Source organism: Nocardia sp. NPDC005746 (genome assembly GCF_040630785.1).
In the GTDB taxonomy this organism is placed as follows: domain Bacteria; phylum Actinomycetota; class Actinomycetes; order Mycobacteriales; family Mycobacteriaceae; genus Nocardia.
The window spans coordinates 231,678-251,369 of record NZ_JBEXYE010000010.1 but is presented as its reverse complement, the minus strand read 5'-3'; the positions used below and the strand labels follow the sequence as shown (position 1 = coordinate 251,369).

At 67.8% G+C, this 19,692-nt stretch carries 18 protein-coding genes; 8 read left to right on the top strand and 10 right to left on the bottom strand.

The genetic code is table 11. The features are described from left to right. Positions 1–347: 347 nt before the first annotated feature. Positions 348–1,514, bottom strand: a complete 1,167-nt coding sequence (locus ABZ412_RS20925) for a steroid 3-ketoacyl-CoA thiolase (protein ID WP_357282764.1) — start codon at positions 1,512–1,514, stop codon at positions 348–350. Between the two features lie 144 nt (positions 1,515–1,658). Between ABZ412_RS20925 and ABZ412_RS20920 the strand changes: the two genes are divergently transcribed. Further along, positions 1,659–2,921 carry a cytochrome P450 gene (locus tag ABZ412_RS20920; RefSeq protein ID WP_357282830.1) on the top strand — a complete coding sequence of 421 codons (1,263 nt, stop codon included), beginning with the start codon at positions 1,659–1,661 and terminating at the stop codon, positions 2,919–2,921. A gap of 107 nt (positions 2,922–3,028) precedes the next feature. On the opposite strand, the gene ABZ412_RS20915 is transcribed toward ABZ412_RS20920, so the two are convergent. From ABZ412_RS20915 to ABZ412_RS20900, 4 genes are read right to left on the bottom strand one after another with little or no spacing between them, the layout of a single operon-like run. Continuing rightward, positions 3,029–3,445: a nuclear transport factor 2 family protein gene (locus tag ABZ412_RS20915; RefSeq protein ID WP_357282762.1), complete on the bottom strand. Its 417-nt coding sequence runs from the start codon at positions 3,443–3,445 to the stop codon at positions 3,029–3,031. After that, positions 3,442–4,608, bottom strand: a complete 1,167-nt coding sequence (locus ABZ412_RS20910) for a thiolase domain-containing protein (RefSeq protein WP_357282761.1) — start codon at positions 4,606–4,608, stop codon at positions 3,442–3,444. The genes ABZ412_RS20915 and ABZ412_RS20910 overlap by 4 nt, the downstream gene beginning before the upstream one ends. Continuing rightward, positions 4,605–5,642 carry a thiolase domain-containing protein gene (locus ABZ412_RS20905; protein ID WP_357282759.1) on the bottom strand — a complete coding sequence of 346 codons (1,038 nt, stop codon included), beginning with the start codon at positions 5,640–5,642 and terminating at the stop codon, positions 4,605–4,607. Before ABZ412_RS20905 ends, ABZ412_RS20910 begins: the two co-directional genes overlap by 4 nt. A 17-nt stretch (positions 5,643–5,659) precedes the next feature. Then, on the bottom strand, positions 5,660–6,625 hold the full coding sequence (locus tag ABZ412_RS20900; RefSeq protein ID WP_357282757.1) for an OB-fold domain-containing protein: 966 nt from the start codon (positions 6,623–6,625) through the stop codon (positions 5,660–5,662). Between the two features lie 93 nt (positions 6,626–6,718). Here ABZ412_RS20900 and ABZ412_RS20895 point away from each other — a divergent pair, with 93 nt between their 5' ends. The 4 genes from ABZ412_RS20895 (at position 6,719) to ABZ412_RS20880 (ending at position 11,583) form a co-directional block, all read left to right on the top strand. Next, positions 6,719–7,756, top strand: coding sequence for an LLM class F420-dependent oxidoreductase (locus tag ABZ412_RS20895; RefSeq protein ID WP_357282755.1), 1,038 nt, complete (start codon positions 6,719–6,721; stop codon positions 7,754–7,756). A gap of 174 nt (positions 7,757–7,930) precedes the next feature. Beyond that, positions 7,931–9,577: an acyl-CoA synthetase gene (locus ABZ412_RS20890; protein ID WP_357282754.1), complete on the top strand. Its 1,647-nt coding sequence runs from the start codon at positions 7,931–7,933 to the stop codon at positions 9,575–9,577. A gap of 321 nt (positions 9,578–9,898) precedes the next feature. Further along, positions 9,899–10,894: a sigma-70 family RNA polymerase sigma factor gene (locus ABZ412_RS20885; protein ID WP_357282752.1), complete on the top strand. Its 996-nt coding sequence runs from the start codon at positions 9,899–9,901 to the stop codon at positions 10,892–10,894. Positions 10,895–10,944: 50 nt separating this feature from the next. Further along, positions 10,945–11,583 carry a hypothetical protein gene (locus tag ABZ412_RS20880; RefSeq protein ID WP_357282750.1) on the top strand — a complete coding sequence of 213 codons (639 nt, stop codon included), beginning with the start codon at positions 10,945–10,947 and terminating at the stop codon, positions 11,581–11,583. Between the two features lie 36 nt (positions 11,584–11,619). Here ABZ412_RS20880 and ABZ412_RS20875 read toward each other — a convergent pair whose 3' ends face one another. The 3 genes from ABZ412_RS20875 to ABZ412_RS20865 all read right to left on the bottom strand — a co-directional run bounded on the left by ABZ412_RS20875 (position 11,620) and on the right by ABZ412_RS20865 (position 14,656). Further along, positions 11,620–13,206: an acyl-CoA synthetase gene (locus tag ABZ412_RS20875; protein ID WP_357282749.1), complete on the bottom strand. Its 1,587-nt coding sequence runs from the start codon at positions 13,204–13,206 to the stop codon at positions 11,620–11,622. A 214-nt stretch (positions 13,207–13,420) separates the two neighbouring features. Next, on the bottom strand, positions 13,421–14,239 hold the full coding sequence (locus tag ABZ412_RS20870) for a helix-turn-helix domain-containing protein (protein WP_357282748.1): 819 nt from the start codon (positions 14,237–14,239) through the stop codon (positions 13,421–13,423). 3 nt (positions 14,240–14,242) lie between these two features. Continuing rightward, positions 14,243–14,656 (bottom strand): VOC family protein, encoded by a 414-nt coding sequence (locus ABZ412_RS20865; RefSeq protein WP_357282746.1) that lies wholly within the window; start codon positions 14,654–14,656, stop codon positions 14,243–14,245. Between the two features lie 96 nt (positions 14,657–14,752). On the opposite strand from ABZ412_RS20865, the gene ABZ412_RS20860 reads away from it, so the two are divergent. Both ABZ412_RS20860 and ABZ412_RS20855 read left to right on the top strand, forming a co-directional pair. After that, the gene (locus ABZ412_RS20860) at positions 14,753–15,949 is read left to right on the top strand and encodes a nucleotide disphospho-sugar-binding domain-containing protein (protein WP_357282744.1); all 1,197 of its coding nucleotides are present in this window, start codon (positions 14,753–14,755) and stop codon (positions 15,947–15,949) included. 94 nt (positions 15,950–16,043) lie between these two features. Further along, positions 16,044–16,739 (top strand): maleylpyruvate isomerase family mycothiol-dependent enzyme, encoded by a 696-nt coding sequence (locus ABZ412_RS20855; protein WP_357282742.1) that lies wholly within the window; start codon positions 16,044–16,046, stop codon positions 16,737–16,739. Positions 16,740–16,924: 185 nt separating this feature from the next. Here the strand turns inward: ABZ412_RS20855 and ABZ412_RS20850 are convergent, their stop codons facing one another. Both ABZ412_RS20850 and ABZ412_RS20845 read right to left on the bottom strand, forming a co-directional pair. Continuing rightward, on the bottom strand, positions 16,925–18,049 hold the full coding sequence (locus ABZ412_RS20850) for an acyl-CoA dehydrogenase family protein (protein WP_357282741.1): 1,125 nt from the start codon (positions 18,047–18,049) through the stop codon (positions 16,925–16,927). Positions 18,050–18,146: 97 nt separating this feature from the next. After that, positions 18,147–19,340, bottom strand: a complete 1,194-nt coding sequence (locus ABZ412_RS20845) for an acyl-CoA dehydrogenase family protein (RefSeq protein ID WP_357282739.1) — start codon at positions 19,338–19,340, stop codon at positions 18,147–18,149. Between the two features lie 153 nt (positions 19,341–19,493). On the opposite strand from ABZ412_RS20845, the gene ABZ412_RS20840 reads away from it, so the two are divergent. Continuing rightward, the gene (locus ABZ412_RS20840; protein ID WP_213558270.1) at positions 19,494–19,682 is read left to right on the top strand and encodes a ferredoxin; all 189 of its coding nucleotides are present in this window, start codon (positions 19,494–19,496) and stop codon (positions 19,680–19,682) included. Positions 19,683–19,692 lie beyond the last annotated feature (10 nt).

Below are 19,692 nucleotides of genomic sequence, written 5' to 3'. Positions count from 1 at the left end.
CAATTCCCTTCGCTGTACTAACAGTCGTTATCTCGGATACGTATCATTGATATTAGCGGCTCAGTAACTGAAAACCTACGCCTGATTCGCGATTTCCTTGAAGCTTCTAGGCGGTGATCCGGTTCACCCGCTGTGGCTTGGGCGTTTGCGGGCCAACCCCCCGGTTCTTGCCAAGGGCTTAAGAGCCCCGGTTCTGGCCCGTCGCGGGGGTCTTCCCGGACGGGCCAGAGGTAGCCATAAGATAGCTGACAGATCATCTTCTTGTCTGTGCCGGATTTTGTGTGGCGTACGCCACGTCTCAGGGCGAGACGGATGAACGTTCAACCTGGCCGAAAATCGTTGAGGGACTAGATCCGTTCGATGATCGTGCCCGTCGCGAGGGCCCCGCCGCAGCACATCAGGATCATGGCGGTGCTCTTGTCGGTGCGCTCCAGCTCGTGCAAAGCCGTTGTGATCAAGCGGGATCCGGTGCTGCCGACCGGGTGGCCCAGCGCGATCGCACCGCCGTTGACATTCACGCGATCGAAATCCGGCTTGTGCACCGAGGCCCACGACAGCACCACGGAAGCGAAAGCCTCATTGATCTCGAACAAGTCGATATCGGAGATGCTCATGCCGGAACGCTCGAGCAGTCGCTCGCACGCCTGCACGGGTCCGTCGAGGTGGAATTCCGGCTCGCCGCCGACCAGGCACTGCGAGACGATGCGGGCGCGCGGACGCAAACCCTCACGCTGCGCGGCCTTTTCGTCCATCAGCAGCACCGCGGCGGCCCCGTCGGAGATCTGCGAGGACGTACCGGCGGTGTGAATTCCGCCCTCCAGCACCGGCTTCAGCTTCGCCAGGCCCTCGCGGTCGGTCGCGCGCAGGCCCTGGTCCTTGCTGATGTCGGCGAACTCGCCGGTGAGGTTGCCCTCCTTGTCGACCTGCGGGGCGTTCTTGATGGTCAGCACCTCGCGGTCGAAGCGGCCCTCGGCCCACGCCTGCGCGGCCAGCCGCTGCGAACGCACGCCCAGCTCCTCGACGTCGTCACGAGTGATGCCGCGCCGCTTGGCGATTCGCTCGGCGGCCTCGAACTGGTTGGGCATGTCGATGTCCCACGACGCGGGGCGGCGCGGCCCGGCGTGCGTTCCGACGTTGGCGCCCAACGGAACATGGCTCATGGACTCGATGCCGCAGGCCATGCCGACCTCGATGGCGCCGGTGGCGATCAGGCCGGCCACCATGCCCGCGGCCTGCTGCGCGGAACCGCACTGGTTGTCGATGGTGACGGCGCCGGTCTGCCACGGCAGTCCGGCGTGCAGCCAAGCGGTGCGAGTGACATTGTTGCCCTGCTCGCCCACCTGCATGACACAGCCGCCGACGACCTGCTCGACCAGAGCCGGGTTCAGCTCCGCGCGCTCGAGCACGCCCTGCTGTGCGGCGCCGAGCAGCTCGGCGGCGTGCAGGCCGGCGAGCCAGCCGTTGCGCTTGCCGATCGGGGTGCGCGCGGCCTCGACGATGACGGGAGTACCCATTGTCTTTCCTTCCGGATCAGAACTGCAACGAGTTCACGACCAGTAACGTAAGTCTGTTCCGGACTATTACCTAGTCCCTTCTCTTGTTCTACCCCCTGTGCTTCAATAGCGGTAGAACGTGTTTCAGTTGGTCAAAGGAGACTGCTGGTGGTTGACACTGCAGCCCGGCCCGGAGTGCCGGATGGATTCGACGTCACCGACCCCGAAATTTGGGCGAAGCGAGTGCCGGCCGAGGAGCTTGCCGAACTGCGCAAAACTGCGCCTATCTGGTGGAACCCGAAGTCGCCGGAGGTCGGTGGGTTCACCGACGACGGCTTCTGGGTGCTGTCCAAGCATGCCGATGTGAAGACCGTCTCGCGCCGCGATGACGTGTTCTCCACCTATGAGAACACCGCCATCCCGCGGTTCCAGGATGACATCACCCGTGAGCAGATCGATCTGCAGCGTTTCGTTCTGCTGAACAAGGACGCCCCGGAGCACACCAAGCTCCGCAAGATCATCTCCAAGGGCTTCACGCCGCGCGTCATCAACGGCCTGCGCGCCGAGCTGACCGCCCGCGCGGAGTCCATCGTGAAGGCCGCCGTCGAGTCCGGCAACGGCGACTTCGTGGAGCAGGTGGCCGCCGAGCTGCCGCTGCAGGCCATCGCCGAGCTGATCGGTGTGCCGCAGGAAGACCGCATGAAGCTCTTCCAGTGGTCCAACGATATGACCAGCTACGACGATCCGGAATCGAACGCCGACCCGGTGGTCGCCTCCACCGAGATCCTCGGCTACTCGTACCAGATGGCCGAAGCCCGCCGCGCCTGCCCGGCCGACGACATCGTCACCCAGCTGATCAACGCCGACATGGACGGCGAGGCGCTGCTGCCCGAGGAATTCGGCTTCTTCGTCATGATGCTGGCCGTCGCGGGCAACGAGACCACCCGCAACGCCACCACCCACGGCATGATCGCCTTCATGGAGAACCCCGACCAGTGGGAGCTCTTCAAGAAGGAGCGGCCCAAGACCGCCGCCGACGAGATCATCCGCTGGGCCACCCCGGTCAGCTCCTTCCAGCGCACCGCGCTCGAGGACGTCGAGGTCGGCGGCGTGGAGATCAAGAAGGGTCAGCGGGTCATCCTGTCCTACCGCTCGGCCAACTTCGACGAAGAGGTGTTCGAGGACCCGTACACCTTCAATATCCTGCGTGACCCGAACCCGCACCTGTCCTTCGGCGGTACCGGCGCGCACTTCTGCATCGGCGCGAACCTGGCTCGACTCGAGATCGAGATCATCTTCAACGCCATCGCCGACCACATGCCCGACATCAGCAAGCTGGGCGACCCCAAGCGCCTGCGCTCGGGCTGGCTGAACGGCATCAAGGAGTTCCAGGTGGATTACAAGGGCGGCTGCCCTGTAAAGCACTGAGGCACTGATGGTTTGATCCGCCCTGTACCCCTCTCACTCCTCAGGGCGGAGACAAAGAGAAGCGGGCGACTGGATGAATCCAGTCGCCCGCTTCGGTTTTCGAGGCGCTAGGCCTTCTTCGTCGTCGCCATGGCGCGGTCGGTTTCCCAGAACGCGCGCAGGGCAAGGATCTTGCCGTCCTCGTCCACCTTGTAGGTGAAGACGCCTTCGGCATCGATGATGTGCCCACCCATGGTGGTGCGGATGCGGCCGGTATAGGCGACCTCACGCCCGCACGCGAACGAGTCGTCGAAGAGGAACTCGATCGACTCGGTCTGGGCGATCGCCTTGTCCCAGAACGCCGCGATCGCTTCCGCGCCACGGTGTCCCACGCCCTCGGGATCGAAGAAGGACGGGCCGACGGGATCCTCCACGATGCTGTCGGCGGCGAACAGCGCCACCCAGGCGTCCTTGTCCTTGGCGCGCACCGCGGCCTGCGAGGCCGCGCCCGCCACCCGTGCGGGGTGTTCGGTGGTGGTGGTCATCGCTGCTCGCTACCGACGACCCACATCGAGAAGTACTGCGAGCCACCACCGTACGCGTGGCCGAAGGCCTTGCGCGCGTTCTCCACCTGGTAGTCGCCCGCGCGGCCCATGACCTGCTTGGCGGCCTCGGCGAAACGGATCATGCCGGACGCGCCGATCGGGTTGGAGGACAGCACGCCGCCCGACGGGTTGACCGGCAGCTTCCCGCCGATGGCCGTCTCGCCGGCGTCGGTGAGCTTCCAGCCCTCGCCCTCGGGCATGAAGCCCAGGTTCTCCAGCCACATCGGCTCGAACCACGAGAACGGGACGTAGATCTCGGCCGCGTCGATCTCCTCGAGCGGGTTGGTGATCCCGGCCTGCTTCCACAGCGCCGCCGCCGCGGCCTGACCGGCCTGCGGGTTCACCTGGTCGCGGCCCGCGTAGGCGAGCGGCTCGGTGCGCATGGCGGTGCCGTGCACCCACGCGACCTTCTTACCCTGCGCCTCCACGGCCTTGGCCGATTCCTCGTCACCGATCACGATGGCGCAGGCGCCGTCCGAGGACGGGCAGGTCTCGTCGAAACGGATGGGGTCCCACAGCATCTGGGACGCCATCACCGATTCCACGCTGATGTCGGGCTGGTGCAGGTGCGCGAACGGGTTCCGCGCGCCGTTGCGGCGGTCCTTCACCGCGACCATGGCGCCCACGTGCAGCGGGGCGTTGGAGCGGCGGATGTAGGCGCGCACGTGCGGGGCGAAGTAGCCGCCCGCGCCCGCGCCGACCGGCATGGTGAACGGCACCGGGTTCGACAGTGCCCACATGGCGTTGGACTCGGACTGCTTCTCCCACGCCACGGCCAGCACCCGGCGGTGCACGCCGGCCTGGACCTGGTTGGCCGCGACCACGGCGGTGGAACCGCCGACGGAACCGGCGGTGTGCACCCGGAGCAGCGGCTTTCCGGTGGCGCCCAGCGCGTCCGAGAGGAACAGCTCCGGCATCATGGAGCCCTCGAAGAAGTCGGGGGCCTTGCCGATGACCACGGCGTCGATATCGGCCATGGTCAGGCCGGAGTCCGTGAGAGCCCGGTCGATGGCCTCGCGGATCATTCCGGCCATCGATACATCGGACCGTTTGGTCACGTGATGGGTCTGTCCGGTGCCGAGGACGGCAGCTGCGTAGCTCATGAACGTGCCTCCAGGGTGGCCACCAGGTTCTGCTGCAACGCGGGGCCGCTGGCGGCATGCGCCAGTGCGCGATTCGCGGTGCCATTGATGATCTCGCGGGCGGCGAAGCCGATGCGCTCCAGTCCGGCCGCGAACATGGGGTTGCCCGACAGCGCGCCGCCGGACGGGTTGATCCGGGTGTCCCCGTTCAGGCCGATGGCCTGCTTCAGGATCAGCTCCTCGTGACTGAACTGCGCGTGCAGCTCGGCCACATCGAAACCGCTCGCGTCGCCGCCGGTTACGGCGTTCGCCGCCTTGGCCGCGGACTCCGAGACGGTGAGGTCGCGGGCGCCCAGCACGGGGGAGTCGATGTAGTGCGCCATGCCGGTCAGCCAGGCCGGACGCTCGCACAGTTCGCGGGCCCGGTCGCCGACGGCCAGCACGATGGCGGCCGCGCCATCGGTGATGGGGGCGATGTCGTGGGCGCGCAGCGGATCGTTGATCTTCGGCGCGGCCAGCAGCTTGTCGATGTCACCGCCGGTGGTACGGGCGGCCACCGCGGCCATGTCGGCCTCGGTCCAGCGGCCCGCGTCCAGGCCCGCGCGGGCCTGCAGGCCGGCCATGGACAGCGAGTCCACGCCCAGCGGCGCCACCAGGTACGGGTCGGTCTGCAGACCCAGGATCTGGCGCAGGGTACCGGCCGAGGACTTGCCGAAGCCGTAGACCAGCGCCGTCTGCGCCTGTCCGGAGCGGAGTTTCACCCACGCCTCGTACAGCGCCCAGGCCGCGTCCATCTCCACGTGCGACTCGTTGATCGGCGGCACCGCGCCGATGGAGTCGATCGCCGAGATGAACGAGAACGCGCGTCCGGCAAGGTAATCCGAGGAGCCGGAGCACCAGAAGTCGATATCGGACACGCCGACGCCGAGCTTCTGCTTGAGCTCGTCGAAGCAGGGCGCGAGCATTTCCACGCCATTGGTGGTGCCGAAGGTCTCCGGCACGTGCGGCGCGTGGGCGAAGCCCACCACCGCGATGTCGGTTGCTGTGTTACTCAAGGTATTTCAGCGCCTCTCTACAGGTGGTGCGCGAAGCTGTCGTAGTCGGCGTCGGGTTCGCCGGTCGGCCGGAAGTGGTCGATATTGGCCATGGACAGGCCCCACTCCTCGCGCGGCTTCCACACCGCCTCGATTCGCATGCCCATCCGGACCTCGCTCGCTTCGACGCCGAGCACCAGGTGCAGGAAGGGAATGTCCGCGCCGTCGAGCAGCACGTAGGCGGCCACGTACGGCGGCTTCAGGCGCTGGCCCATGAACGGCACGTTCACGATGCAGAAGGTGGTCACGATGCCCTTGTCGGACACCTCGACGAAGTCGTCGGTCGGCGAGCCGTCGCGCGGGTCGGCGCCGCGCGGCGGGAAGTACACCTTGCCGTCCAGCTTCGCGCGGGCGCCCAGCAGCTTGCCCTCCATGAGGCCCTTCAGGAAGACGGCTTCCTGCGGTGCGGCGGTGTGCTTGACCGAGAAGTCGATCGGGGTCACGATGCCGGTGACCGGCTCCGCGTCGGCGGTGGACGCCGTTGCCGGAGCCGAGGTCTCGCCCGGTTCGAAGGCCACGATGTCGTGGATGTCGCCGGTGCGCTCGGCCGCCCAGCGGGCCCGCACGCGCATGCCGGTGCTGATGTCGGCGGGGCTCGCCACATCCACCGCGTGCAGGATGGCGGTGTCCGCGCCGTCCAGCTTGATCAGCGCGTAGGCGAAGGGCCGGTCGAACGGCTGGCTCGGGAGCGGCTCGGCCACCCAGGACCAGGTCTGCACGGTGCCGACGTCGGAGACGTCGACGAATTCCGTCAGCGGTTCGGCGGTCTTCGGATCGTATTCCGCGGGCGGCACGATCACGCGCCCATCGGAACCCCGCACCCCGACGACCTTGCCAGCGCGCAATTCCGTGAGGAAGCGCCCGATGGTCGGACCGGTGGAGCGGGTGTAGTCGAATTGCATCCGCAGCGGTGCGGACAGTACTTCGGTGTTCCCCAGAGTCACGAGATCGAGTAGAACAGGTTCTAGTGACGGTGGCAAGAGTACGGGCTGCGGCCCTGACGAACGGTCCCGGATGTTCTAGGAAGGAACACGGAAATGCGCTTTGGCTTGCAACTCGGATATTGGGGCGCACAGCCGCCCGCCAATACGCGGGAGCTGATCGCGGCTGCTGAGGAGACCGGCTTCGACGCCGTCTTCACCGCCGAATCGTGGGGCTCGGACGCCTTCACCCCGCTGGCCTGGTACGGCTCCGACACCAGCCGGGTCCGGCTGGGCACCTCGGTCGTGCAGATGTCGGCGCGCACCCCCACCGCGACCGCCATGGCCGCGCTGACCATCGACCACCTCAGCGGCGGCCGGCACATCCTCGGCCTCGGCGTCTCCGGCCCGCAGGTGGTCGAGGGCTGGTACGGCCAGCCCTTCGCCAAGCCGCTGGCCCGCACCCGCGAGTACGTCTCGATCGTGCGGCAGGTGCTGGCCCGCGAGGGCAAGGTGACCAGTGCGGGCCCGCACTACCCGCTGCCCTACTCCGGTCCCGGCGCCACCGGATTCGGCAAGCCGCTCAAGTCGATCACCCACCCACTGCGCTCGGACGTGCCGATCTGGCTCGGCGCCGAGGGGCCCAAGAACGTGGCCCTGACCGCGGAGATCGCCGATGGCTGGCTGGCCATCTACTACACGCCGCGGCTGGCCGACATGTACAACGAATGGCTCGACGAGGGCTTCTCCCGGCCGGGCGCGCGGCGCTCGCGCGAGGACTTCGAGATCGCGGCCACCGCGCAGGTCATCCTCACCGACGACCCCAAGGCCGAACTGGATCGGCTGCGGCCGTTCATGGCGCTCTACATCGGCGGCATGGGCGCGGAGGAACTCAACTTCCACGCCGAGGTGTACCGGCGCATGGGCTACGGCGAGCAGGTCGACGAGATCACCCGGCTCTTCCGCACCGGCCGCAAGGACGAGGCCGCGGCGGTGGTGCCCGACGAGCTGATCCTCGACACCACCATCATCGGCAACGAGGCGCAGGTCCGTGACCAGCTGAAGGTGTGGGAGCAGGCGGGCGTCACCATGATGCTGGTCGGCGTCCGCGACGTGGAGCAGTTCGAGAAGCTGAAGCCGCTCATCGAGTCGTAAGAACCGGTGCGGTCCGGAAGAGCGCGCCCTGCTGAGCGGGGTGCGCTCTTTCTGTTTGTCCCCATCCGGGGGTACGTCACCGTACTGTTGTGACAGGGGGGCACTTCCGCTCAGTGGGACGGGTGCGAAAACAGTGGCTTGTCACACACAGGAACACGTTCTATTTTGGTCCCTGTGAGCTACAACATTGCGGACCTTGTCGAGCACACCATCGACCTCATGCCGGAACGTGTCGCGCTGGTTGACGACACCCGCTCGGTCACCTACGCCGAGCTGGAGGACCGTGCCAACCGGCTGGCGCACTACCTGCAGGAACAGGGAGTGCAGCCGGGTGACAAGGTCGGCGTCTACTCGCGCAACACCATCGAGGCCGTCGAGGCCATGGTGGCCATCTTCAAGGCGCGGGCAGTCATGATCAACGTGAACTACCGCTACGTTGAGAACGAGTTGCAGTACATCTTCGAGAACTCGGACATGGTCGCGCTGCTGCACGAGCGTCGCTACAGCGACAAGGTGGCCAACGTGGTCCCCAACGTGCCCGCGATCAAGACCGTGATCACCGTCGAGGACGGCACCGACCTGCCGCTGCCCCCGACCGCCGTCGAATACGAGGCGGCCCTGGCCTCCTCGCACGGCGAGCGCGACTTCGAGGAGCGCACCTCCGACGACATCATGATGATCTACACCGGTGGCACCACCGGTATGCCCAAGGGCGTCATGTGGCGGCAGGAGGACTGGTGGCGCGTGCTCGGCGGCGGCATCAACTTCTACACCGGTGAATTCGTCGAGGACGAGTGGCAGCAGTCCAAGGGCGGCGCCAGCGGCAGCGCCCCGATGGTGCGCTACCCGATCCCGCCGCTGATCCACGGCGGCGCGTTCACCGCGACCCTGCACAGCCTCTTCGACGGCGGCAAGGCCGTCATGCTGCCCGAGTTCAGCGGCCACGGCGTCTGCCGCGCGGTGCAGAACCACGGGGTCAACATGATCTTCATTACCGGTGACGCCATGGCCCGCCCGATCCTGGACGCGCTCGCCGAGGGCAACCCGGAAACCGGTGCGCCCTACGACCATTCGGCCCTGTGGGTGCTGGCCAGCAGCGCGGCGCTGTTCTCGCCCGTGCTCAAGGACGAGTTCATCGAGCGCTTCCCGAACGCGCTCATCACCGACTCCATCGGCGCGTCCGAGACCGGCTTCGGCGGTCTGGCCGTGGCCACCAAGGGCGCCACCCACACCGGCGGCCCGCGCGTGAAGATCGACGGCTCCACCAAGGTCATCGACGAGGAGGGCAACGAGGTCGCCCCCGGCTCCGGCCAGGTCGGCATGCTCGCCCGCACCGGCAACATCCCGATCGGCTACTACAACGACCCGGTCAAGACCGCCGAGACGTTCAAGGAGTTCAACGGCAAGCGCTACTCCATCCCCGGCGACTTCGCCCGGGTGGAGGACGACGGCACCGTCACCATGCTCGGCCGCGGCTCGGTGTCGATCAACTCCGGTGGCGAGAAGATCTTCCCCGAAGAGGTCGAGGGCGCGCTGAAGGCGCATCCGGACGTGTTCGACGCGCTGGTCGTCGGCGTGCCGGACGAGCGCTGGGGCAACCGCGTCGTCGCGGTCGTGGCCTGCCGCGGCGAGGCCCGTCCGACCCTGGAGGAGCTGCGCCCGACCCTGGTCAAGGAGATCTCCTCCTACAAGATGCCGCGCAGCCTGTGGTACGTGGACGAGATCAAGCGCTCGCCCGCCGGCAAGCCGGACTACAAGTGGGCCAAGGCCCAGACCGAAGCCCGCGAGGCCGACAACCACGCCCAGGCGTCGTCGAAGTAGCTCGGCCCAGCTCTCCGAACCTCCCGTGCCCGCCTGCCGTCGCAGGCGGGCACGGCCCTGGGTTTGTTGTGGGTTGAGTGCGTCCGCCCGCGGTCGCGGTGGGCACGGCCCTGGGTTTGTTGTGGGTCGGTTGCGTCCGCCCGCGGTGGCGGTGGGCACGGCCCTGGGTTCGGTGTGGGTTGAGTGCGCCGGCCTGCGGTCGCAGGTGGGCGCGGCCCGAGATTTGTTGCGGGTGAATAGTGCCCGTCCGCTTTCTGCGGGCGGGCATTCGCTCGTTTCGACGGGTGTTTCTTGTCGGTGGGCTGTGCGAGGCTGTCAGGCATGAGCGAGAAGGTGGGCGGCACCGTATCGGATGAAGTACTGCGGTCTTTCGAGGGCCATCGGCGCGAACTGTGCGCCTACGCGTATCGAATGCTCGGATCCTCGTTCGAGGCCGAGGACGCGGTGCAGGAGACCTTCACGCGGGCCTGGAAGTCCTACGACTCGTTCGAGGGCCGGGCCAGCGTCCGCTCCTGGCTGTACAAGATCGCCACCAATGTCTGTCTGGACATGCTGGACGGCCCGCAGCGCCGGGCCCGGCCCATGGACCTCAACGGACCCTCCACGCCCGATTCGCAGTTGCCCGCGCCGGAGCCGGATTACGTGTGGGTGGAACCGATTCCGAACGCGCTCGCCTTCGGCGCCGACCCCGCCGAGGCCGCCAGCACCAAGGACACCCTGCGCCTGGCCTTCGTCGCCGCCGTGCAGCACCTGCCCGCCAGCCAGCGCGCGATCCTCATCATGCGTGAGGTACTGCGCTTCTCCGCCGGCGAGACCGCCGACATGCTGAATGTCTCGCCCGCCTCGGTGAACAGCGCTCTGCAGCGGGCCCGCGCCACCATGTCGAAGGTGCAGGAGACCGCCACCGTCTCCGATCCCTTCGACGAGCGCAACGAGCAGCAGCGCAAGCTGGTCGACGACTTCGTGAAGGCCTTCGAGGCCTACGACATGAGCGCCCTGACCGAGCTGCTGAAAGCCGATGTGGCCTTGTCCATGCCGCCGTTCTCGCTGTGGGTGTCCGGCCCCGAGAACGTGGCCGCCTTCATGCTCGGCACCGGCCAGGCCTGCCGCGATTCCCGGATGGTGCCCTTGGAGGGCGCGAACGGCCTGCCCGCCTTCGGCCACTACAAGCCCGGCGACGAGCCCGGCGTCTGGATCCCGTGGTCCATCACCACGCTGGAACTCTCCGGCGACCGTATCTCCGGTCTCACCTTCTTCCTCGACACCGAGAAGCTGTTCCCCCTCTTCGGTCTCCCCCCGGAGCTACGCCCGAACTAGGCTCTCCGGCACGGGAGTTCACGGGCGCCGCAGCCCGGGGGAGGGGCGTCGTGACCGTCGAGCTGAACGCGGACGAGCAATGGGCGGAGAACCTGCGCCGCATGCTGGTGGGAGTGCGTCACGAAGCCGTGATGGCCATCGCCCGGCCGGTGCGGCCGGAGACCGAATACGGTGCGGAGGACACGGTTTTCCGGCAGTTGCACGAGGCCGGGAAGAAGGTGCGGCTGCTGTTGTCGACGGCCTATGTGGGCAGCCGGGGCCGGCAGTCGGTGCTGCGGCAGTTCACGCTCGGCTCGCAGATCCGGGTGACCGACACGGACTTCTGCAATGCGCTGATCGTCGATCGGGAGCGGGCGGCGCTGTGGGCGGCCGCACCGGGGCAGCAGCCGCGCGGGTATCTGGTGGCCGAGCCCGCCCTGCTCGGGGTGGTGCACCAGTTCGCCACCAGCACCTGGCATTCGGCGCGGAGGTTGCGGGACCACCTGGAGCTGCGGGAGGGGCTGGACTCGGTCGCGTTGGCGGTGGTCGAGCAGCTCCACTCCGGGGCCAAGGACGAGACGGCGGCGCGAGTGCTGGGGGTGTCGCTGCGCACCTATCGGCGCTATGTCGCTCAGCTCATGGCCCGCTTCGAGGTCAGCACCCGCTTCCAGCTCGGGGTGCGGGTGCGGGAACTCGGGCTGCTGAGCTGAGCGACACCGGCGGACCGTGTCGGCGCTGCTCGATCGTCAGCGAGGCGAGCGCATCTCGTCCGCGTGCTCGCTCGCGTAGCGCTTGGCGGCGGGATAGTCAGCCTTGCCGCTGGGCTGCCGCATGACCGCGTCCACCAGCCAATATCCGCGCGGCGCTTTGTATCCCGCCACCTTGGTGCGCAGGTGTGCGTCCAGGTCGGCGAGGTCGATCACCGCACCGGGTCGCGGTTGCGTCACCGCGGCCACGGCCTGCCCGAACCGCTCGTCCGGAATGCCGATGACCAGCGCGTCGAAGACGTCCGGATGGGACTTCAACGCCGTCTCGACCTCCTCCGGGAAGACCTTCTCGCCACCGGTATTGACGCATTCCGAGCCGCGTCCGAGCAGGGTGACGGTGCCGTCGGCCTCGTAGCGCGCGTAATCGCCCGGCGCCACATACCGTTTGCCGTCGACCTCGAAGAAGATCGTCTTCGTCTTCTCCGGGTCCTTGTAGTACCCGAGTGGAACGTGGCCGGTTCGCGCCATCCGGCCCACCGCGCCGGATACAGGCTCGACGAGCCGCCCGTCGTCATCCAGCAGGGCGGACTGCGCGCCGAAATTCACCCGCGGGCCCTGGGTGTGGTCGGAATCCTTGGTGACCGTGGACAAACCGGTGCTGCCGCTCTCCGAGGACCCGATCACGTCGGTGATGAACAGGTTGGGGAAGGCCTCGAGGTACTGCTGTTTGAGCGAGTGCGAGAACAGCGCGGCGTGGCTGCTGAACGCCCAGAGGGTCGGAACCTCGTACCGACCCGCGTGGTACGCCTCCAGCAGCGGTTTGGCCATGGCGTCCCCGACCACGGTGAGTACATGGACGCCGTGCCGCCGCACGGCCCGCCAGACTTCGTGCGCATCGAACCGCGGGACGAAAACGACTGTGCCGCCGGCATTCAGACCCATGAAGGCGGCCCACTGCGCCGCACCGTGGATGAGCGGCGAGAGCGGGGCCATGACGATCCCCTCGGGCGCGGCGGCGGCGTTCCTCGCCAATTCCCATTCGTCCGAGACGTATTCGCCGGTCACGTGATTGATGCCGCCACCGAGTGTCCGCCAGACGTCCTCGTGCCGCCACATGACGCCCTTGGGCATGCCGGTGGTGCCGCCGGTGTAGAGGATGTACAGATCGTCGCCGCTGCGCGGTCCGAAATCGCGTTCCGGGGATTGGGCGGCGAGCGCGGCATCGTATTCGGTCCCGATGGCGAGTGTTTCGGTCAGGTCCGGAGCGGAGTCGCGTACCTCGGCGATGATTTCGGTGAATTCCGCTTCGTGGATAATTGCTTTCAAATCCGCGTTCTCGACGATATAGCGCACCTCGTCGGCCACATACCGATAATTCACGCTCACCGATACGGCGCGCAGTTTGAAGGTCGCCAGCATCGTTTCCAGCGCTTCGATGGAATTGCGGGAGTAGACGCCGACGTGATCGCCGCGGCCGATGCCGCGGGTGGCCAGGTGGTGGGCGAGCCGATTGGCCCGCTCGTCGAGTTCGCGGTAGGTGAGGCGGCGGTCCTCGCAGATGAGGGCGGTCCGCTCCGGGACCGCGTCGACCGCGTGCTCGAAAAGGTCTGCAACGTTGAAAGCCATGGATCCACCCTGGTTTTCACGGGAGTGGAGCACCGGTTCACCGGATGGCAGGAAGCTGTCACGGCCGCCCGCGCCGGGAATGTTCCGCGGGCCGATCCCCTCCTGTCCAGGTGTAGACATGAACCCGGCCCGCGGTCCCTCTACCCTCGCCGCCGGGCTGACCAAGATCAAGATCAGCAGGTCACCCGTATTGGGTGGCAGCCGGATTTGCGGATTACCAGAGGGCGATGTCCGAGGTGTCGGGATCGGCCGTGGCGGGGTCGGGGTGACGGGGCGTGAGGCTGAAGAGCTCCACGTCTCGGTTCGGGAACGCCCAGCGCAGGCAGTCCATTTGGTATTCCGTGACGACTCCGGTGGCGGGGTCGCGGAGCAGGAGGGAATCGTCGTCGAGGATCCGGCGTGGGCACGGGGTGTTCCAGATGCGGTCGAATTCGGGGCTCGACCGGCAGGCTTCGCGGATCTCGCGGACGCGTTCGACCGGGGTGTTCGCCAGGGAGTACTCCGTGAGCGCCCAGACCAGGCGGTGAACGAAATCGGCCCAGTTGACCAGGTATTCGGATGCCCGAGGTTCGTTCATCGTGGCGACGATGACGTTGAGGGGGCGGTCGGGAGCGCCGAGCCGCGGATCCAGCCACGGGAACAGGCGGCAGGCCACCGCATTGGCCGCCAGAATATTGTTCTCGGGAACCTGGTGCAGGGAGGCGGGGCCGCGCAGGTTGCGCATGAAAGCCAGCATGCCGTCGGTCACCGAGCCCCCGGCCGCGGCCGACACCGACAGGTCGTCGCCGGTGGCGATCGACCACAGCACCCGCCGCCGGTTCACCGGTATCTCGAAGAGCACGGCCAGCGCGTTGAGCATGCTGGGATGCGGGAGGCGCTGCCCGTTCTCGATCTTCTCGTACCCGCTGCGGGACATGTGCAGCGCCTCGGCGACGGCGCGCTGGGTCATGCCGTGGCGGAGTCGTTCCCGTTTGATGTACGCGCCCAGTGATATCCCGTGGGGGCCTTCGGACTCAGGACAATCGGCGCGCATCGATCACACAGGATAAGCCATGTAGAACGGTTCCCACTGGTGGCCGTCGGGGTCGAGGAAGGTGCGGCCGTACATGCCGACCTCGGATTCCTGGGCCCGGCGGTCCGCGCTGACCTCCTCCTGGCCGCCCGCGGCCAGAGCGGCCTCCAGCAGCGCGTCGACCTCGTGGGTACTGCCCAGGGCGAGGGAGTAGACACTGCCGACGGTGCCGCGGGTGTCGCCCAGCGGGCGGCGGCCGAAGGTCGTGAAGAACTCGTGCGTCAGCAGCATGACGCAGATGTTGTCGTCGACCACGATGCAGGCGGCGTTGCCGTCGGTGAAGTCCTGATTCACCTTCCAGCCGACGGACTCGTAGAAGCGCTTGGACCGGTCCAGGTCGGCGACGGGCAGATTGATGAAGATCATCTTGCTCGGCATGGTGGCGCGTTCCCTCTCTCATTCGATGTACTGATGAGGACGAAGCGGGTGCGGGAAACTCATCGGTCGTGCGAGAGTTGCCGGTGGAGGTGCCCGATGAGCCACAGCTATCTGATCGCCCTCACCGGCAGCGGGGGAACGGTTCCGCCCGAGCTGGGGGTGGTGCGACGGCTGGTGCGCCGGGGCCATCGGGTGACGGTGCTGGCGGAGGAATCGCTGGCCGAGGCGGTGGCCGCGACGGGCGCGCGGCTGCGCCCCCGGGCCGGGGCCGGATTCGCGCGCGACACCGCCGACGAGATCGACGCGAATCGGCCCGATCTGGTGCTGGCCTCGTTCTTCGCCTTCGGCGCCATGGTCGCCGCGCAGGCCTGTGAGACGCCGTTCTCGGTGCTGATCCCGGGTGTCTATCCGCTGCCGGTGGAGGGCGGTCCGCCGCCGGGCAGCGGCTTCGCGCCCGCGCACGGACCGGTCGGGCGGCTACGTGACCGTTTGGTCGGTTCGCTGGTGCAGCGGCGCTGGGACGAGGAGCTGCTACCCAAGCTCAACGCCCTGCGCTCGGATTTCGGGCTGGAACGTCTGGCGCACTACCAGGATCAGGCGCGACTGGCCCGCCGTCAGCTCGTCTTGTCCAGTGCCGCTTTCGATTTCCCCGGTCAGGGACCCGACGGGGTGCGCTGGGTCGGCCCCATCCTCGACGAACCCGACTGGGTCGCCGACACCACCTGGACTCAGACCGACGGCGGCGATCCGCTGGTGCTGGTCGCGTTGTCCACCACGTTCCAGCGTCAAACCGACTGCCTGCAAAGAATTTCCGAGGCGTTGGGCCAGCTACCGGTGCGCGGCGTCATCACCACCGGACCCGCGATCGATCCCGCCGAACTCCGTGTGCCCCATAATGTGTCGGTCCTGCGCGACGCCCCGCACCGCGAGATCATGCGCCACGCCAGCCTGGTCGTCACCCACGGCGGCCACGGCACGCTGATGAAATCCTTCGCCGCCGACCTGCCGGTCGTGGTCCTCCCGCACGGTCGCGACCATGCCGACAACGCCGCCCGCGTCCGCGGTCACGACGCCGGAATCGTCCTGCCGCGCACGGCCGCTCCGCAGCGCATCGCCCGCGCTGTCCGGCACACCCTGCGCACCCCGGCCCACTATCGCGCCGCCGCCGAACTGGGCCGCGCCATCCGCCGCGACGCCCGCGGAGAGGCGTTGCTGCGCGAGCTGGAGCCGTCGCCCGAACACCCCGAACAGGTGGGGGAGCGAGTCTTCTCGGTCCGCGAACTCGAGTCCTGAGCATCCGCGCGACACCGGAGGTTTGGCCGAATTTCGCGCACCACCGGCCGGATATGGCTGGCACGCTGCGGTTTCTCTGTTTAGCGTGAGCCGCATGGATTTCCTGGCCGTTGCGCGCGAGAAGTTGAACGAGTTCGGCGAACTGATCACGCCGGAGGTCGAGCTGTCCACGCCCGTCCCGTCCTGCGGCGACTGGACCTTCTATGACCTGGCCGACCATGTCGGTCAGGGGAATCTGTGGGTGACCACGGCGGTCCTGGAGCAGCGGGGGGACTTTCAGGGCGAGCCCGCGCCCAAGGACCCGGTGGGACTGCGGACCTGGTACGACGGCACGGCGAAGGCGATGATCGACGCGCTGTCGGTCGATCCCGAGACTCCGGCCTGGACCTTCACCTCGCAGATGCCGCGCAAGGTCGGCTTCTGGCAGCGTCGCCGCGCGCAGGAAACCCTCATGCACCTGTGGGACGGCCAGGATGCGCTGGGCACGGCCGAGGCGTTCGATCCGGCGCTCGCCGCCGACGGTGTGACCGAGGTGTTCGAACTGTTCGCGCCTCGCATGATCCTGCGCGGCCTGGCGAGCGAGCCGACCGCGGCGATCAGCGTGCGCGCCACCGACACCGGCGACAGCTGGACCTACGGCCCGGGCGCGCCGGTGGCCGAACTCTCCGGCGCCGCGTCCGATCTGCTGCTGGCGCTGTGGGCTCGCAAGGAGCTCGACGACGCCGCACTGAGCTGGCAGGGGAACTGGGCCGAGGGCAAGCAGGTCCTCGTGGGTCCGCTGGTGCCGTGACGGCACAAACCGTTCCCCGACACGGAGAACGGCGAGGTGGTGACACGGAAACGGCGAGGCAGTGGCCGGTATGGGAGCCACCGCCTCGCCGTCGGCCGCGTTTGCAGGGTCGGCCGAGTCTCCAGGCCCAACCGGGCCGTGGGGTCTCAGGTGCTAGCCCCTGAGATGACGAGAGTTGTTCGTTCTTACTGCGCGTCGGCGAGCAGGGAGCCCAGGGCGCGCAGGTGATCGGTCGCGCCGCCGAGCGCGAACTCGTTGTGCTTGGCCGCCGTGAAGTACTGGTTCACGATGTGGTCGCGGTCGATGCCGACGCCGCCGTGCACGTGCACCACGGTGTGGGCGACGCGGTGTCCGGCCTCGGCGGCCCAGAACTTGGCGGTGTGCACCTCGGCGGTGGCGGGCAGGCCCTCGGCGATCCGCCAGGCAGCCTGCTGCACGGCCAGGCGCACGCCCTGCACGTCGATGTAGCCGTCGGCGAGGCGCTGGGCCACGGCCTGGAAGCTGCCGATCTTGCGGTTGAACTGCTCGCGCTCGCGGGCGTAGTCGGCGACCAGTTCCAGGCCCTTCTCGACGACGCCGAGCTGGGTGGCGGCCAGGCCGAGCCAGGCGCGCTCCAGCAGCCAGGTCAGGATCTCGCCGCCCTGTTCGAGGGTGCCCACCAGTTCGGCGGGAGTGCCGGCGAATTCGACCTCGGCCTCGGGGGAGCGGTCGGTGACGATCTGGTCCTCGATGCGCACTGAGGCGTGCGACGGGTCGACCAGGAAGACGGCGGGGGCGCCGTCGACGCTGGCGGACACCAGGATTCGCGCCGCCTGGCGGGCGAAGGGCACGGTGGTCTTGAGGCCGGTGAGCTGCCAGCCGTCGCCCGCGATGGCGGTGGTGACGGGCTTGGCCGGCTCCCAGTTGCGCTCCTCGCTCAGCGCGGCGGTGAGGATGACCTCGCCGGTCGCGGCCTGGGCGGCCAGTTCGCGCTGGGCGGCGGAACCGAACTGCGCGAGCGCGCCCGCGCCGAGCACGATCGACCACAGGTAGGGCACGGGGGCGACGGACTTGCCGATCTCGCGCAGGATGGCGGTCTGCTCGAGCACGCCGAAGTCGCTGCCGCCCACGCTCTCCGGCAGGGCCGCGGCCAGCACGCCGGTCTCGGCGAGCGAGTCCCACAGGCCGGCGTCGAAGCGCACGGTGCGGTTGCCGTCGGCGTCGGTGTTCTTGTCGAGCTCACGCAGCCGGTCGGCGGTGACCAGCTTGCCGGTGACCTCGGCGGTGAGGCGGGCCAGATCCTGCTGCGCCTCGGTGAGGGTGAAATCCATGATGGGTACCTTGGTTTTCGTGCGATGTGAGGGTCAGGCCCGGAGGAGGCAGCTTGCGTAACCACGTAGGGCCCGCTCACATCGCTGATGGGCACAGCTAGCGCGCGGCGGCGGGCTGCTTGAGGGCGGTCATGGCGATGATGTCGCGCTGCACCTCGTTGGTGCCGCCGCCGAAGGTGAGGATCAGGCAGGCGCGGTGCATGCGCTCGAGGCGGCCGCGCAGCTGCGAGCCCGCCGAGTCCTGGCGCAGGTAGGCCTGCGGGCCGAGGATCTCCATCAGCGCCCGGTAGGCCTCGGTGGCCAGTTCGGTGCCGTACACCTTGGTGGCGGAGGCGTCCCACGGCCGCGGCGCGGCGTCGCCGCCCTGGTCGGCGCGCGAGGCGATCTCCCAGTTGGTCAGCTTCAGGTATTCGACCTTGGCGTGGATTCGGGCCAGCGAGACCTGCACCCATTCCTGGTCGATGACGCGCTGGCCGTTGGCGGTCTTGGTGTTGCGCGCCCACTCGGTGACCTGGGCGACGGCCAGGGCCAGCGGCGCGGAGGAGGTCAGCGCGACGCGCTCGTGGTTGAGCTGGTTGGTGACCAGCGCCCAGCCGCCGTTCTCCGGGCCCACCATGTCGGAGTTCTTGACCCGCACGTCCTGGTAGTAGGTGGCGGAGGTGTCCGGACCGGCCATGGTGTGCACGGGCGTCCAGGAGAAGCCCTCGGCGTCGGTCGGCATGATGAACATCGAGATGCCCTTGTGCTTCTTGGCATTCGGGTCGGTGCGCGCGGCCAGCCACACGTAGTCGGCGTAGGCGATGAGGGAGGTCCACATCTTCTGGCCGTTGATGATCCAGTCGTCGCCGTCGCGGACCGCGGAGGTGCGCAGCGAGGCCAGGTCGGTGCCGGCGCCGGGCTCCGAATAGCCGATGGCGAAGTGCAGCTGACCGGCGGCGATCTTGGGCAGGAAGAACTTCTTCTGCTCCTCGGTGCCGTAGTGCATGATGGTCGGCGCGACCGAGTTGATGGTCAGGAACGGCACCGGGGCGCCGGCGATGGCGGCCTCGTCGGTGAAGATCAGCTGATCCATGGTGGACCGGTCCTGGCCGCCGTACTCCTTGGGCCAGCCCAGGGCGAGCCAGCCGTCGCGGCCCATCTCCTCGACGACCTCGCGGTAGACATTGCCCTCGCCGTACTCTCCGGTCTGGGCCGAAAGCGCTTGCCGCCGTTCGGGAGTGATGAGCTTGGTGAAATAGTCACGCAGCTCGGCACGCAGCTGTTCCTGTTGCGGCGTGTAGGCGATACGCATAGCAGTACCTCTAGCCTTCGTTTCTCGGTTCTGCCGATCATCGCACGCGAGTGAAACATGTTCCAGTATTGGTTCCGGTTAGGGCTACTTTGCTGTTCCGGGCGGGGGTCTGCTTGTTAGGCTCGTGCTGAACCTGTGTTGAAGGAGAGAACTATGAAGGTCATCGTCGATTTCGATCAGTGCGAAGCGAACGGGATCTGCGTTGGAATCGCCCCTGACGTGTTCGATCTCGATGACGACGACAACTTGCACGTCAACGAGGTCGCGGTCACCGAGGACAACCGCAAGGACATCGAGTCGTCCGTGGCGCAGTGCCCCAAGGCCGCGCTGAAGCTGGTCTGAGGCTGGCCCC

Excerpts from the sequence above, each read along its gene's own strand:
- ABZ412_RS20925 (WP_357282764.1), bottom strand. The coding sequence starts at position 1,514 with ATGGGTACTCCCGTCATCGTCGAGGCCGCGCGCACCCCGATCGGCAAG.
- ABZ412_RS20915 (WP_357282762.1), bottom strand. The coding sequence starts at position 3,445 with ATGACCACCACCACCGAACACCCCGCACGGGTGGCGGGCGCGGCCTCG.
- ABZ412_RS20910 (WP_357282761.1), bottom strand. The coding sequence starts at position 4,608 with ATGAGCTACGCAGCTGCCGTCCTCGGCACCGGACAGACCCATCACGTG.
- ABZ412_RS20895 (WP_357282755.1), top strand. The coding sequence starts at position 6,719 with ATGCGCTTTGGCTTGCAACTCGGATATTGGGGCGCACAGCCGCCCGCC.
- ABZ412_RS20885 (WP_357282752.1), top strand. The coding sequence starts at position 9,899 with ATGAGCGAGAAGGTGGGCGGCACCGTATCGGATGAAGTACTGCGGTCT.
- ABZ412_RS20875 (WP_357282749.1), bottom strand. The coding sequence starts at position 13,206 with ATGGCTTTCAACGTTGCAGACCTTTTCGAGCACGCGGTCGACGCGGTC.
- ABZ412_RS20870 (WP_357282748.1), bottom strand. The coding sequence starts at position 14,239 with ATGCGCGCCGATTGTCCTGAGTCCGAAGGCCCCCACGGGATATCACTG.
- ABZ412_RS20865 (WP_357282746.1), bottom strand. The coding sequence starts at position 14,656 with ATGCCGAGCAAGATGATCTTCATCAATCTGCCCGTCGCCGACCTGGAC.
- ABZ412_RS20860 (WP_357282744.1), top strand. The coding sequence starts at position 14,753 with ATGAGCCACAGCTATCTGATCGCCCTCACCGGCAGCGGGGGAACGGTT.
- ABZ412_RS20855 (WP_357282742.1), top strand. The coding sequence starts at position 16,044 with ATGGATTTCCTGGCCGTTGCGCGCGAGAAGTTGAACGAGTTCGGCGAA.
- ABZ412_RS20850 (WP_357282741.1), bottom strand. The coding sequence starts at position 18,049 with ATGGATTTCACCCTCACCGAGGCGCAGCAGGATCTGGCCCGCCTCACC.
- ABZ412_RS20845 (WP_357282739.1), bottom strand. The coding sequence starts at position 19,340 with ATGCGTATCGCCTACACGCCGCAACAGGAACAGCTGCGTGCCGAGCTG.
- ABZ412_RS20840 (WP_213558270.1), top strand. The coding sequence starts at position 19,494 with ATGAAGGTCATCGTCGATTTCGATCAGTGCGAAGCGAACGGGATCTGC.